Here is a 13,737-nt window from a genome sequence, read left to right on the forward strand (position 1 = left end):
TTCTGCTGGCACTATGTTGTTCTGTCGGCGCGGTACCCGCCATGGACGTTGTCTCTCTCGTATAGGCGGAAATGACAAGAAAACTCCGATGCGCTTACTCAATGCGGTGGCTGTGGCGGTCGGCTTCGCCGTGCTTGGCGCCCCTGCCTTCGCGGCGGACACGCCTCAATGGCAGCGATTGCATCTGGGTGCGGGCGCTGGTTATGACTTTCCCGTCTACGCCACCCATGCGCTCGACGGAGATCTCCATAGCATTCGGGACGTCGTATTTATCCAGCATGGCCTGCAACGCGACGCCGAGCGCTACTTTGCGGCGGGCGCCGCGCTGCTGAAGGCGAGTGGCCGCAATCCCGATGAGGTGCTGCTGGTGGCTCCCCACTTCTCGGCCATATCTGACGGCGTCAAGGGCTTCGTCGATGTGCCGCAGTGGACCACGGGCGGCTGGATGAGTGGCGGCGATGCCGTGGCGGGCGTGGCCGCGCCCCTGAGTTCGCTGCAGGTGCTCGACGATCTGGTCGCGTTCGCCACCGACCGCGCGCGCCTGCCTGCCGTACGCGAAGTCGTGGTGGCCGGGCATTCGGCCGGGGCGCAACTGGTGCACCGCTACGCGGTGCTCAACAACGTGGACGAGCGCATCCGCGCAAGCGGCGTGAACCTGCGCTACGTGGTCGCCAATCCATCTTCGTACCTGTACTTCACGCCGGAGCGGCCGGTCGCGCCCGAGTTCGAGCGCTTTGCGCCGTACAACACCGCGGTCTGCGCGCACTACGACAGGTATCGATATGGCATGCAAAACATGGTGCCGTACGCCCGGGGCGCGGATGGCAAGGCGCTGTACACGCGCTATATCGGCCGGCAGGTGACCTATCTGGTCGGTGCCGACGACAACGATCCGAACCACCGCGTGCTGGATAAATCGTGCGGCGCGGAAGCCGAGGGCCCGACGCGCCTGCAACGCGCGCGCGCCTACCTGCGCTACGAGCGCTTTCTGGCCGCGCCGGGTCAGGTCATTGATCACAGCGCGTTCGAGGTGATCGGCGTCGGCCATAACCAGTCGCGCATGTTCGGCTCGCAGTGCGGCGCGCAGGCAGTGTTTGGCACGGATCCAGCGGCCAACCCGCACGGCGCGGCATGTCGTCCTGTGGGGCCGCCGCAACCCTGAACGCGCCAGACGGGTTTGCCCGGAGGCGGGGGCAAAAGGGCGGTGCTACCATGCGGCGAGCATCAGCCCTTGGTCCAGCCTCATGTCTTTTCCCGGGTGGCCCGGCCCCGACCGTCGCACCAAGACGTATCCCGCCCCGCCATATCTCCGCTCCACCGAGAGCCCTTCCGCCGTGAGCCCGTCGCCTGACACCCATCAGGTCGTGCGCCGCCGGCTGCTGGCCGCGCTCGCCTGCCTGCCGCTCGCGCGTGGCTGGTCGGAGGCGCGCGCGGCGGAGGCGGCCATCCACATGCTGGTGGGCTATGGTGCGGGCGGCGGAGCCGACCATATCGCGCGGCTGCTCGCGGACAGCCTGACGGGCGATGGCGCGTTGACGCTGGTGGAGAACCGGCCCGGCGCCGCCGGGCAGATCGCGCTGAACGAGGCGGTACGCGCGGGCCCGCAGCGGCAGACGCTGCTGCTCGGCACCGTCGGGTCGGTCAGCATCAGCCCGTTGCTGCCAGCGGTGAACGCAGTGAATGCGATCAATGCGGAGAGCGGCGAAGGCGAGCGCGGCCAGGCGGGGCTGCAACCGATTGCCGTGGTGGCGAGCACCCCTCATGTGTTGCTGATAGGCGGCGACGGCACGCGCATCGGCGATACGGAAGCCCGCGCCGCGTTGCGCGCGCGCCTCGAGCAGGCCCGGCAGCGGCCTGGCGAGCTGGCCTACGCTTCGCTCGGCATCCATTCGAGCGCCCATCTGGTGGGCGAACTGATGTGTCACGAGGCCGGCGTGACGATGACCCATATTCCTTATCCGGGCAGCGCGCGGGCGCTGATCGACCTGCAGGGCGGACATGTGGCGATGCTGGTCAGCACGCTACAGGCGTCATTGCCACTGATGCGTCAGGGTCGGGTGCGCGCGCTCGCCGTCACCGGCCGCGCGCGTAGTCCACTGGCGCCAGCCACCCCGACCTTTGCCGAGGCTGGCATCGGCGGCATGTCGCAGGCCGCGTGGTATGGCGTACTGGCGGCGCCGAGTGTGACGGGCGCTCAGTGCACGGCGCTGTCGCGCCGCTTTCAACGGTTGCTGCACGATGTTGCGCTGCAGCGTCGTCTGGGCCAGGACGGCGCGGAGCCGCTGGGGCTGACCGGCGCGCGGGCTGTCGAATACCTCGACCGGCAGCGCGAGGTCTGGCGCCAGGCCGTGGCGCTGGTGTCCCACCGGATCGCCTGAGCCGGCCCGCCCGGGTTCGCTCGCGCACAACTGGCCGAATCCTCTCTACAATCGCCATTGTGATGCCGCGGCGCGTGCCGCGGTCACGCAAGACGGGGTCAATCATGTGGGGCATCGTTCGCCGTGCGGTTTCCGGGCTGGCAAGCCTGGTGTTTGCCTGCGCCTGCCTGTCGCTCCAGATGTCCGCGCATGCGCAGACCGGGGAGCCGACCGATCAGGCTGCCGAGCCGTCGATCCCCCTCGTACCAGCCCCTTCACCACAGCCGCCATCGTCCGCGGACGGCGTGACCGTGATCGACATGAACGCCGCGCTTACGCGTCTGATTCGCGCGATGAACGTCAGCCGGCTGATGATCGTCGGCATGGACCGCGCGTTCGCGCGCATGCCCGAGAAGGTGGGCCCGATTCCGAAAGACAAGCTGGCCGCCTGTGCCCATTCCAAGCTCACGCCCGAGATGCTGGAGCAAGTAGTGCGGCCCGCGTTTGCACTGACGTTCAGCGAGCCGACCTTGCCGATCGAGCTCTCGGTGGTATTCGAATCGCGCTTCGGCACCAAGCTCATCGACATGGTCATCCAGAACAAGACCGTCGATCGCAGCAGCTTTACCGCCGATGAGGTCGAGGAGATGAACCGCTTTGCGCAATCGCCCGAAATCGCGGCGTTTCTGCGCGACAACGGCTTTGCGCGGCTGATGCGTTCGATTACGCCGTACATCGTGGCTGCCGGCGGCCAGGCGCGCGATGCCTGCGTGCGTGAACTCGTGCCGCGCGAAATTCCCGTGACCAACCCCCGTCCTGCCTGACGTGTCCCTGCCCATGCTTTCCCGCCGCACTAGTGCGGCCTTCTATCTGTATTACGTCGCGCTATACGCGCCCGTGGCCATCACCATCAGCTTCTTTCCGCTCTGGATTCGCGCGCAGGGGCTGAGCGAGCAGGAGACCGGACTGGTCCTCGCGCTCGGCGCGGGACTCGCGGTGCTGGTCAATCCGATGATCGGCGCTATGGCCGATCAGGCCAGCAGCCGCAAGCGCATCCTGCTCGCGATGGTGGCCGCGTCGGCGATGAGCGCGGCCATGCTGATGCTGGCCGATGGCTTCGTTGGCGTGCTGCTGGTGTTCCTGGCCACGCGCGCGTGTTCGGCAAGTCTGTTACCGCTGAGCGAGTCGATCGCGATTGCCGGCGTGGCCCGCCACGGCCTGAATTTCGGCAGGCTGCGCAGCGCGGGGTCGATGGCCGTGGTGGCGATGTCGATCGTGCTCGGCTGGCTGGTCGATCGCGCCGGCACAGACATCATCGCGATCGTGTTCCTCGCGGCATACGTGGCGCAAGGCGTGGTTGGCCTCGCCCTGCCCGGCGATGCGGTACGCGTGGGGCAGCGCGTGAAGGGGCCGATCATGCAGGTGTTGCGGCGCCCGGGCTTTATGCTCTTCCTGTGCAGCGCGGCGGTATCGCAGGCCTGCCACGGTTTCTTCTACAGCTACGGCGTGTTGTTCTGGAAGCGCGAAGGCTTCTCGGGCGCGACCATCGGCTACCTGTGGGCACTCGGTGTGGTGGCGGAGATCGTGGTGTTCTCGGTGGGCGCGCGCATTGTCGCGCGCGCGAGCGCGCCGCGGCTGATCGCCATCGCATGCGCCGCCAGCGCGTTACGCTGGACGCTTATCGGCATGGCGCCGCGTATGGACGTGGCCATCTTCGCGCAGCTGTTGCAGGGTGCCACGCTCGGCTTTACGCAGCTGGGCGCCGCGGAGTACATGCGCACGCGCATGCCGGCCAACGTGCTGTCGAGCAGCACCGGGGTCTATGCGGCCTTTACAGGCTTACTGACCGCGGGCTGCGTGTACCTCGGCAGCTTTCTGTTTGCGAGCATCGGCGGTCGCGCTTTCCTGCTGCCGGCGATCTGCTGCGTGGCGGGTGTGATTGCCGCGCTGATGCTCGCGCGCTCGCGGGCGGAGCGCACGGCCAACGATCACACGTCACAAACTCCACAGACCACGCAGCCCACCTGAACCTAGCCCACAAAAAGAAGCCGGGACATCCGCTGAGGATGTCCCGGCCGTGGGCCCCGCTTCAATGATCACGCCATGACTGACTGGCGTGATGCGACAACTGAGGCGACAACCGTGGAGAATGCCGCCACGAGGCCCGGGGAGCTATCGGGCTTACTGCTGCTTGCCGCCTTGCTGTTGGTCGCGTTGATCCTTCTGGCCTTGCTGACCTTGCTTGTCGCCTTGCTGCTGCGACTGATCCGAGCGCTTGTCCTGATTGCCCATCTGGCCGCCGCCCTGGCGCTGCTGGTCCGGCATCCCGCCTTGCTGATTGCGTTCACCGGGCTGCTGCGATTGCTCCTGCTGCTTCTGGCCCGACTGGGATTGATTGTTTCCGGGTTGCTGCTGTCCCATAGCTGTCTCCATGACTGACGCGGCGAGCATGCCGCTCCCCAGTTGTCGCAAGCGTCGTGCCATGCGGAAGATGTGTGTCCTCTTCCATCTGACAGCACCATAGGTAGTGCCGGGGTTACGCATGCGCGGCATGGTGCGCGGCGCGTTTTACAACCGGTGCGGTGTTTTTACATGGATGGCGCGGCGCTGCCTTGCCGGCACATGCGAACAACGTGTCTGGGCCTGATAGCAAGCCATGTCGCATGGGGTGGCCCGGGATTTGCAGTATTGGCTGTAACGGTCTCGCACCGTCGTTACGAACAAACGCCAATCAGCACTCAGGAGAGAGCCATGAAGACTGCACAGACCCTTCGTATTTCACGTATTGCACGTATTGCCGCCGTTGCCGCCGCACTCGCCTTCGCTGGCGGTGCCCACGCGCTCGACATGAGCGGCGGTCGCCTGATCAAGGTCGCTACGACCTCCGACAACACCAATGCGCCGCCGGCCAATAGCGCGCCGGGCATGCCGGGCCATACCGAGGGCGACAAGGAAAAGCGTCCTGCCGCTACCACCGATGCGCAGCTCGGTAACAAGGTCGACAACACGGCCGACAACGCCAAGCAGGGCGTCACCGACGGTGCGCTGACGACGAAGGTCAAGACCAAGCTGCTCGCCACCAAGGATCTCAAGTCCACGGGCATCCACGTGAAGACCAAGGATCGCGTGGTGAATCTGACCGGTACGGTACCGTCCAAGGAACAGCATGAGCTGGCCCTCGACACGGTACGTTCGGTGGAGGGCGTGACCTCGGTGAAGGACTCGCTCAAGGTGTCGGCACGCTAATCTGGTCGTATCCTTGATGCGCGGCGAAACATGCCGCGATACCGCAACACGCGCGCCATGTAAGTAACAAGCGCGTTTGGTGTTGCGGTTTTTTTTTTTGCCTTCGTTGAGCAATGGTGTTTCCGCGAAAACACCATTCATGTCGGCTGCCATGACGCAATATGACATCAAGCGTTACGACACAGCCGGCACTGGCCTCCAAAGGCAGTAGCACCCGATCTCCGGTTTGTGCCTCTTGTGCGCATCAAGAAACCGGAGAACCGTCATGAGTCAAAACCTTAGCCACGTGCCCGATGCCATACGAGCCGCGGATAGATCTACCGATGCGGCCGATGGAGTCATCGCCACGGAAGAGGGCGCGGTCTATTCGCCGCTGATGTTGCGGCGTCATCAGATGTACCCGTGCCTGACGCAGGCGGAGATCGAACGCGTGAGCACGTTTGGCACGCGGCGCCAATGGCACGCGGACGACTATGTCGTGCGCACCGGCGGCCCTGGCATGGGCATGATCCTCGTGCTGGCCGGGCATGTGCGCGTGCTGCAGCGTGATGGGCTCGAGCGCTCCTCATTAGTTACCGAACACGGACCCGGCAACTTCCTGGCCGAGATTGGCCAGCTCTCGGGGAGTCCCGAACTGGTCGATGGTCTGGCCCTCGACGAAGTGGATGCCGTGGTGATCCCACCAGAACGCCTGCGGGCGCTGCTGGTGGCCGAAGCCGAACTTGGCGAGCGCATCATGCGCGCGCTGATCCTGCGCCGGGCGGCGTTGATCGAGCGCGGACGCGGCCCGATCCTCGTGGGCCGCAGCGACGATTCGCGCATGTCGCTGCTGCAGTCGTTCCTGCGCAGAAACAATCATCCGCACACGGTCCTCGATATCGACGTGGATGCCGAAGCGGCGCGCATGTTCGCGGCCGATACATGCGCACCGCGTGACCTGCCGCTGGTCGTGTGTCCGGGCGGCAACCTGCTGCGTCGTCCCGATACGGGCCAACTGGCGTCATGCCTTGGCCTGTTGCCAGAATTCCAGCCCGAGCAGGTCTATGACGTGGTGATCGTGGGCGCGGGCCCGGCGGGTCTGGCGTCGGCCGTTTATGCGGCTTCGGAAGGTCTGTGCGTGACGGTGCTCGATTCGCTGTCGCCAGGCGGACAGGCGGGCGCCAGCGCCCGCATCGAGAACTACCTGGGCTTTCCGACCGGCATCTCCGGACAGACGCTGGCGAGTCGCGCGTTCGCACAGGCCCAGAAATTCGGCGCGCATATCGCGATTCCGCTCGAAGTGGAGCGCCTGCAATGCAGTGGCAGAAACGACGACACGCATCAGGTGATGCTCAAGGACGGACGCAGCATTCGCACGCGTGCGGTGGTCATCGCGTGCGGTGCGGCCTATCGCCGGCCGCCCCTGCCGCGACTCGCTGAATTCGAAGGGCGCGGGGTCTACTACTGGGCCTCGCCGGTGGAGGCACGCCTGTGCGCGAAGCAGGAGGTCGTGCTGGTCGGTGGCGGCAACTCGGCGGGACAGGCGGCGGTGTACCTGGCTACCCACGCGGCGCATGTGCATGTGGTGATTCGCGGGCCTGGGCTCGAGCAGAGCATGTCGCGTTATCTGATCGATCGTATCGCCTCGCAGCCTAACATCACCGTGCATTGCCATACCGAGGTTGAGGCTTTGGGTGGCGCGCGCGTGCTCGACGACGTGACCCTGCGTCACCGCGACACCGACGTGCGCACGCATCTGGCTGTGCATCACGTGTTTCTGTTCACGGGTGCCGAGCCGAACACCGGCTGGCTGCGCGAATGCGATATCGGCCTCGATGCGAAGGGCTTCGTACTGACGGGGCTCGATCTCGATCAGGCGCAGGGGAGCAACGGCTCGCTACAGACCAGCGTGCCGGGCATCTTTGCGGTGGGCGACGTCCGCTCGGGCTCGACCAAGCGCGTGGCCACCGCGGTAGGCGAGGGCGCGGCCGTGGTCTCGCAGATCCACACTTACCTCGCGGCGCATGCCACGGTTTGAGCGCTGACCGCGTTCAGGACATGGCAAGCAGCGGCAGGCGCATCACGATGCGCGCGCCGCCTTCGCTTGGGCGCTCCGCGTGGATCTGGCCACCGTGAGCATGGAGAATGGTCTGGCAGATCGCCAGGCCCATGCCCATGCCGTCGGGCCGCGTGGTGTAGAACGCGTCGAACATGCGTGCCATGACGGCATCGCTGAGGCCGGGGCCGGTGTCCTGCACGGTGATCTCGGCTTCGCGGCCGATGCGGGCGAGCGTCACGCGCAGCAGGCGCGCGTCATCGTTGCAGGCCCCGCCCGCGGCGTTACCCATCGAGGCCGGGCTCATCGCCTGAATCGCATTCATCAGCACGTTGACCATCACCTGTTGCAGCGGCACGCGTTCGCCGAGCAGGCGCATGTCCGTAGCCGGCACGTCGAGCTCCAGCGCGATGTAGTGCCGGTCGAGTTCGTGATCGAGCCACGTCAGGCAATCGCGCACGAGTGTATTCAGTACCAGCATCTCCGGCGCGGCCGGCGCATCGCTCGCCAGCGCGCGGAAACGCGTCACCACTTCGATGGCGCGATCGGCATCGACCATCATTCGCTCGATCGCCGCAATTGCCTCCGGCACGTTGGGCCGATCGCCGCGCAGCCAGCGCAGCGCCGCATGGCCGCGCATCATGCTGGCCGAAATCGGCTGCAGCACATCATGGACCACGGTCGCGCAGAGCTCGCCCAACAGCGCTACCCGCGCGCCGCGCAGGCGCTCGCGTTCCTCGGGTGCAAGCATCGATCGAGTCGTGGTGGGCATGCCGGCCTCCAGTCCACTGGGGGAAGTTGTAGTGCGGCCGATGGTAAGAGCGCGCAAGACGGCCGGTAAATGACAGTTATCCCTGAATTTCTGCCGTCGCGCGAGTTGCAGTGTAGCCAAGATACGCGCGGAGTCACCACTATCCACAGGTCTTATGCCCTCCGCCTATCGCACGGCAGTCACGCGCGCGTCGCGCTGCTAGATTTGGCTGACGTTTCGCCGCATGGCCGGCGAGTTCCGATCTCCTCTTGAAAGGCAAATGTCATGGCACGGAAAATCCTGATTGTCGGTGGTGGTTTTGCGGGCGTGTGGACGGCGCTGGGCGCCGCGCGCGTCCTCGATGCCGCCGGCGAAGCCGCCGCCGACGTGGAAGTCACGCTGATCTCCCCGCGTCCGTCGCTGCACGTGCGACCGCGTCTGCACGAAGCGAATCCCGAGCAAATGGCGGCGCCGCTGCTGCCGCTGCTCAAGGCCGTCAACGTGAACTTCATCGAAGGCGCCGTCGAGCGCATTCATACCGGCGATCGCTGCGTCGAAGTCTTCACCGCGCAGGGTCACACCGTGACGCTGCCCTACGACCGTCTGGTGTTGACCAGCGGCAGCAAGCTGCATCGCCCGCCGCTGCCGGGTCTGGTCGAGCACGCATTCGCGGTGGACCAGCTCGAGGACGCGGTCAAGCTCAAGCGCCATCTGGAGTCGCTGGCGCAGCAGCCGGAGAGCGCGGCGCGCAACACGTTCGTGGTGGTTGGCGGCGGCTTCACGGGCCTTGAAGTGGCCACGGAGCTGCCGATTCGCCTGCGCGCAATCCTTGGCGACACCGTCAAGCCGCGCATCGTGTTGATCGAGCGCAACGACGTGATCGGCCCGGACCTCGGCCCGGGCCCGCGTCCGCAGATCGAGCAGGCGCTCGCGCAGATTGGCATCGAGACCCGTGTGGGTTCCGGCGTGGTGTCGGTGGATGCCAAGGGTGCGGTGATGGCTTCCGGCGAGCGTATCGACACCAGCACGGTGATCTGGACCGGCGGCATGGTCGCCAGTTCGCTGACGGCGCAGGTGTCGTCGGACCTCGATCGCCAGGGTCGCATGGAAGTCACCGAGGACCTGCGCGTGGTGGGCACCGATCACGTGTTCGGCGCTGGCGACGTGGTGCGCGTGTTGACCGACGATGAAGGCCACTACGCGCTGATGTCGTGCCAGCATGCGCTGTTCATGGGCCGCTTTGCGGGCCACAACGTGGCGGCGGACCTGCTGGGCCAGGACACCCTCGCGTACCGTCAGGAGTTCTATGCGACCTGCCTGGACCTCGGCGAATGGGGCGCGGTGTACACCGAAGGCTGGGATCGCAAGGTCAAGCTCACGCACGGCGAAGGCAAGCAGCGCAAGATCGAGATCAACACGCAGTGGATCTACCCGCCGGCACCGGTCAAGGCCGAGGCACTCGCCGCCGGCAATCCGATGATCGTGTACGGTTAAGCGATTGGCGCCCCTCTCCCTCGGGGAGAGGGGTTGGGGTGAGGGCAACCCCATTGTTGCGCGGACGGAAACTCGGACGTCCCGGTTTCCGTCTTGACGCGTTTTTTCACGCTACATAGACTCCCATCGACTAATCCATCGCACCGCAAGTCGTGCGACCGTCCGGAGTCTCGCCGTGAATCCCTCGTTTCTCCTTCCGCCTCGCGAACGCGCGCTGCCCGATGCGCGCGTCTCGCTTGTCTATATCGTCGATGACGATCCCCATATGAATGGCGCGCTGGCGGACCTGCTCAGGTCCGTGGGCATTGCCTCGCGCAGCTTTCTCTCGGCCCAGGACTTTCTGCAATACGAACTCGACGACGTGCCGGCCTGCCTCGTGCTGGATGTCAGGCTACGCGGCGCCAATGGCCTCGATCTGCAGGAGCATCTGAAGCAGCATGGCGTCGAGCTGCCGATCATCTTCATTACCGCGCATGGCGACATCGAGATGTCCGTGCGCGCAATGAAGGCCGGTGCGCACGACTTCCTGACCAAGCCGTTCCGCGATCAGGTGTTTCTCGACGCGATCTCCGGCGCGCTCGAGGTCGATCGCTGCCAGCGCGCCACGGTACGCTGCGGCATGGACCTGCGTACACGCTTCGCGACGTTGAGCGAGCGCGAGCGCGAGGTGATGCTGCTGGCGGCGTCAGGGCTGATGAACAAGCAGATTGCCGGCCGTATCGGCATCAGCGAGGTCACGATCAAGATCCATCGCAGCAAGGCCATGCGCAAGATGGCCGCGCGTACGTTCGCGGATCTGGTCAAGATGGCGCACGAGCTCGATAACGCGGTGGTCCGCAGCGAGCTTGCATTCTCCGTGCCGCGCGCCGCGGCAATGCCGGCGGCGCGCATGGCAGGCTGAACGGCGTCTAGCGATGACGCGCGCGATGGACGTCGTGTGTGACGAACGGTTGCTCGTGCGTCGGCATGGCCAGCCACTCCGGATGCAGTAGCGTCTCGCGGATATCCTCGAGCCCGCTCTGCCAGTGCTCGCGCATCGTCAGCGGACCGAACTGGAAGTCCTTGGCGTTGCCCTCGAACGGCTTGTCGCGATAGATCATCTGGATCACGTTGCGCCGCGCGGTGCACGCGTAGTCCGCCGCATCGCGATAGCCCTGACTGTCGCGTTTGGCCGGCGGCACCAGCGCCATCACGTCGCTGAGCATCTGGCGGAAGCGCTGGTGTTCGGCCATGTAGTCGGTGATGGCGCGCGTGCGGCTCGAATACTGCACGTCCTTCTGGCGTGTCGCCACGTCCATCAGGTTGTCGGGCAGCGGGCCGCGCGCGCTCCACAGATCCACTTGGAAGATCAGCGCATCGCGGCGCGGCTTGGCGCTCAACACCTCGGACAGCGGCGTGTTGGAGACGAGGCCGCCGTCCCAGTAGTGCTCACCGTCGATTTCCACGGCGGGGAATCCCGGAGGTAACGCGCCTGACGCCATGAAATGCTCGGCGCGCAGACGGATCTCGGTGTTGTCGAAGTAGGTCAGGTTGCCGGTGCGCACGTTGACCGCGCCCACCGAGACGCGCATTTCGTGATGGCGATTGATGCGGTCGAAGTCGACAAAGCGCTCGAGCGTCGCCTTGAGCGGCGCGGTGTCGTAGTAGCTCGCGCCATTGGCGCCATGCCCGGATGCGAATGGCAACGGCCAGGCACGCGGATGGAAAAAGCCGCGCTGGCCCTCGAGCAGCGCGCGGCTCGCTTCGAGCCCGTCGAACCATACGCGTAGCGGATCGGGCCAGTGCGCCGCGCCATCGGCGATCAGGTCGTAGGGGAACAGGCTCGGCAGCCAGGGTTGCCGGCAGATGTGCGTCCAGAAGTCGCGCAGCTTGCTAACGCGGTCTTCGGGCGCATTGCCCGCGATGACGGCCGCATTGAGCGCGCCGATCGAAATGCCGGCCACCCAGTTGGGTTCGATGCCGCCGGCGGCAAGGCCTTCGTAGACGCCAGCCTGATAGGAACCGAGTGCGCCGCCGCCTTGCAGAACGAGCGCGCGGACGGGGTAGTTGTCGTGCGCGACGGCTGCTTCAGGCGATTTGGACAATGCGGCGGCAGCCGCGGCCGCGCGTGGCGGTCGTGGTTGGACCATTGACATGGATGCTCCTGGGACGTGGGGGGCCGCCGCGCGGCGCGAGATGGCAGGCGTGCGGCCCCGGATGCCTGATATGGGGCGAGTTACTGCATGAACCAGCCGTGGCTCACCACGAATGACTGACCGGTCAGCGCGTTGGACGGATAGGCGCACAGGAACAGCGCGGTCTGCGCGACGTCGTCGACGGTCGTGAACACGCCATCGACGGTGCCGCCCAGCATCACGCGACGGATGACTTCCTCTTCGCTGATACCGAGTTCCTTGGCTTGCTCGGGAATCTGCTTGTCCACCAGCGGCGTGCGCACGAAGCCGGGACAGATCACGTGCGAACGCACGTTGCGCTCGCCGCCTTCCTTGGCCAGCACGCGTGCCAGGCCGAGCAGGCCGTGCTTGGCCGTGACGTAGGCGCTCTTGAGCGGCGAGGCTTCGTGCGAGTGGACCGATCCCATATAGATCACGGTACCGCCGCGCTTCGTGTCCTTATACATATGGCGCAGCGCGGCGCGCGTGGTCAGGAAGGCGCCATCGACGTGGATCGCCTGCATCTTCTTCCAGTCCGCGAAGCTGTACTTCTCGATCGGATTGACGATCTGGATGCCGGCGTTGGAGATCAGGATATCGATGCCGCCGAACGCTTCGGCCACCTTGTCGGTGGCTTCGTCCACGGCCTGTTCGTTGGTCACGTCCATGGCGATCGGCAACGCGCGGCCGCCCGCGCGTTCGATCTCCTCGGCAGTGGCACGCGCGGCGTCGAGGTTGAGGTCGGCGATGGCAACGGCCGCGCCCTCGCGGGCGAGCAGTTCGGCGATGGCCTTGCCGATGCCGCTGGCGGCGCCGGTCACGATGGCGGACTTGTTCTGGAGTTTCATGATGTTTTTACCTTCGGAAGGAGAGGGTGAAGCGAACGGGTCATGCAGGCAGTCACGCCAGGTAGTCGAACGCGACTTCGCCGAGGCCGAGCGTGAGGTCGGCGACGTAATGTTTCGCGCCGATGACTTCGAGCACCGGCAGCGACGCCACCGGGGCGAGCGCATGCGGGGCCAGCGACAGTGCCGCGGGGCCGGTCCATGCGCCTTTCATCTGGACGTCCTTGAGGAAGTAACAGACGAGTTCGAGAATACGGGGGCTGCCATCGACATGCGGCATGATCTTGAGCAGGTAGTTCGGGGTCTCGGAGAGCGTCCGGCCCAGGGCTTCCTTGTCGATTTCACGGTGTTTGTAACCCATGGTGCCGGTGGCCACGCGCACGGGGCCGTAGTCGAGCGTGCCGACCAGCGTGTCGGTATGCACGGCAAGCTTCGGGCTGGCCAGCTTCTTGGGAAAGCCCCACAACTCGCGGCCGCCCGCGAGCGGCGGATGGTCGTCGAGGAACATGGCATGCGTATAGGTGCCGGCGCGGCCCTGATAGCTCACCGGAATCACCTGGCCAGACTCGGTGTAGTCACCGAAGCCGGTGGAGTCCGGCATGCGGATGAACTCATAGTGCACGACCGGATCGGTAATCTCGAGCGGTTCCGGTACCGCCGCGCGCAACAGGGCGGGATCGGTGCGGTAGGTGATGACGAAGAACTCGCGATTGATAAAGCGATACGGGCCCATCGGGTAGGCAGGGCTGCAGAACGGCGCGGCAAACGCGCGTTCGCGGATCGTCTTGATTTCCATGGGTAACGGTCCTCAGGGTGGAGTCACTTAGGTGATGCAACTATCGCGGGCAACGCCTCA

At 65.7% G+C, this 13,737-nt stretch carries 13 protein-coding genes; 9 read left to right on the plus strand and 4 right to left on the minus strand.

The genetic code is table 11. The features are described 5' to 3' along the window. Positions 1-88: 88 nt before the first annotated feature. From LDO41_RS11425 to LDO41_RS11455, 7 genes are all read left to right on the plus strand, one after another. Positions 89-1,162: a hypothetical protein gene (locus LDO41_RS11425; RefSeq protein WP_223987699.1), complete on the plus strand. Its 1,074-nt coding sequence runs from the start codon at positions 89-91 to the stop codon at positions 1,160-1,162. A 172-nt stretch (positions 1,163-1,334) separates the two neighbouring features. Continuing rightward, on the plus strand, positions 1,335-2,378 hold the full coding sequence (locus LDO41_RS11430) for a tripartite tricarboxylate transporter substrate binding protein (protein WP_223987701.1): 1,044 nt from the start codon (positions 1,335-1,337) through the stop codon (positions 2,376-2,378). Between the two features lie 104 nt (positions 2,379-2,482). Beyond that, the gene (locus LDO41_RS11435; RefSeq protein WP_223987703.1) at positions 2,483-3,181 is read left to right on the plus strand and encodes a hypothetical protein; all 699 of its coding nucleotides are present in this window, start codon (positions 2,483-2,485) and stop codon (positions 3,179-3,181) included. A 13-nt stretch (positions 3,182-3,194) separates the two neighbouring features. Then, positions 3,195-4,385 (plus strand): MFS transporter, encoded by a 1,191-nt coding sequence (locus tag LDO41_RS11440; RefSeq protein WP_223987705.1) that lies wholly within the window; start codon positions 3,195-3,197, stop codon positions 4,383-4,385. 75 nt (positions 4,386-4,460) lie between these two features. Beyond that, complete coding sequence (locus tag LDO41_RS11445; protein ID WP_223987708.1) at positions 4,461-4,796, plus strand: hypothetical protein; 336 nt, start codon at positions 4,461-4,463, stop codon at positions 4,794-4,796. Positions 4,797-5,108: 312 nt separating this feature from the next. Further along, entirely contained in the window at positions 5,109-5,603 is a 495-nt protein-coding gene (locus tag LDO41_RS11450) for a BON domain-containing protein (RefSeq protein ID WP_223987711.1), read from the plus strand. Positions 5,604-5,868: 265 nt separating this feature from the next. Then, positions 5,869-7,620, plus strand: a complete 1,752-nt coding sequence (locus LDO41_RS11455) for an FAD-dependent oxidoreductase (RefSeq protein ID WP_223987715.1) — start codon at positions 5,869-5,871, stop codon at positions 7,618-7,620. Positions 7,621-7,633: 13 nt separating this feature from the next. Here the strand turns inward: LDO41_RS11455 and LDO41_RS11460 are convergent, their stop codons facing one another. Then, positions 7,634-8,410, minus strand: a complete 777-nt coding sequence (locus LDO41_RS11460; RefSeq protein ID WP_223987718.1) for a sensor histidine kinase — start codon at positions 8,408-8,410, stop codon at positions 7,634-7,636. A gap of 264 nt (positions 8,411-8,674) precedes the next feature. Between LDO41_RS11460 and LDO41_RS11465 the strand changes: the two genes are divergently transcribed. Then, positions 8,675-9,883: an NAD(P)/FAD-dependent oxidoreductase gene (locus LDO41_RS11465; protein WP_223987720.1), complete on the plus strand. Its 1,209-nt coding sequence runs from the start codon at positions 8,675-8,677 to the stop codon at positions 9,881-9,883. 175 nt (positions 9,884-10,058) lie between these two features. Continuing rightward, a complete protein-coding gene (locus LDO41_RS11470) occupies positions 10,059-10,784 on the plus strand; it encodes a response regulator transcription factor (RefSeq protein WP_223987722.1) in 726 nt (241 codons plus the stop codon). 7 nt (positions 10,785-10,791) lie between these two features. Here the strand turns inward: LDO41_RS11470 and LDO41_RS11475 are convergent, their stop codons facing one another. The 3 genes from LDO41_RS11475 to LDO41_RS11485 form a co-directional block, all read right to left on the minus strand. Beyond that, positions 10,792-12,018: a DUF3734 domain-containing protein gene (locus LDO41_RS11475; protein ID WP_223987724.1), complete on the minus strand. Its 1,227-nt coding sequence runs from the start codon at positions 12,016-12,018 to the stop codon at positions 10,792-10,794. Positions 12,019-12,098: 80 nt separating this feature from the next. Next, positions 12,099-12,884: a 3-hydroxybutyrate dehydrogenase gene (locus LDO41_RS11480; RefSeq protein ID WP_223987726.1), complete on the minus strand. Its 786-nt coding sequence runs from the start codon at positions 12,882-12,884 to the stop codon at positions 12,099-12,101. A gap of 52 nt (positions 12,885-12,936) precedes the next feature. Next, the gene (locus tag LDO41_RS11485; protein WP_223987728.1) at positions 12,937-13,677 is read right to left on the minus strand and encodes an acetoacetate decarboxylase; all 741 of its coding nucleotides are present in this window, start codon (positions 13,675-13,677) and stop codon (positions 12,937-12,939) included. Positions 13,678-13,737: the final 60 nt, after the last annotated feature.

It is taken from the genome of Cupriavidus pampae, assembly GCF_914271485.1.
Classification (GTDB): domain Bacteria; phylum Pseudomonadota; class Gammaproteobacteria; order Burkholderiales; family Burkholderiaceae; genus Cupriavidus; species Cupriavidus pampae.

Coding starts and splice junctions, on each gene's coding strand:
- LDO41_RS11425 (WP_223987699.1), top strand. CDS start 89: ATGCGCTTACTCAATGCGGTGGCTGTGGCGGTCGGCTTCGCCGTGCTT.
- LDO41_RS11435 (WP_223987703.1), top strand. CDS start 2,483: ATGTGGGGCATCGTTCGCCGTGCGGTTTCCGGGCTGGCAAGCCTGGTG.
- LDO41_RS11440 (WP_223987705.1), top strand. CDS start 3,195: ATGCTTTCCCGCCGCACTAGTGCGGCCTTCTATCTGTATTACGTCGCG.
- LDO41_RS11445 (WP_223987708.1), top strand. CDS start 4,461: ATGACTGACTGGCGTGATGCGACAACTGAGGCGACAACCGTGGAGAAT.
- LDO41_RS11450 (WP_223987711.1), top strand. CDS start 5,109: ATGAAGACTGCACAGACCCTTCGTATTTCACGTATTGCACGTATTGCC.
- LDO41_RS11455 (WP_223987715.1), top strand. CDS start 5,869: ATGAGTCAAAACCTTAGCCACGTGCCCGATGCCATACGAGCCGCGGAT.
- LDO41_RS11460 (WP_223987718.1), bottom strand. CDS start 8,410: ATGCCCACCACGACTCGATCGATGCTTGCACCCGAGGAACGCGAGCGC.
- LDO41_RS11465 (WP_223987720.1), top strand. CDS start 8,675: ATGGCACGGAAAATCCTGATTGTCGGTGGTGGTTTTGCGGGCGTGTGG.
- LDO41_RS11475 (WP_223987724.1), bottom strand. CDS start 12,018: ATGTCAATGGTCCAACCACGACCGCCACGCGCGGCCGCGGCTGCCGCC.
- LDO41_RS11480 (WP_223987726.1), bottom strand. CDS start 12,884: ATGAAACTCCAGAACAAGTCCGCCATCGTGACCGGCGCCGCCAGCGGC.
- LDO41_RS11485 (WP_223987728.1), bottom strand. CDS start 13,677: ATGGAAATCAAGACGATCCGCGAACGCGCGTTTGCCGCGCCGTTCTGC.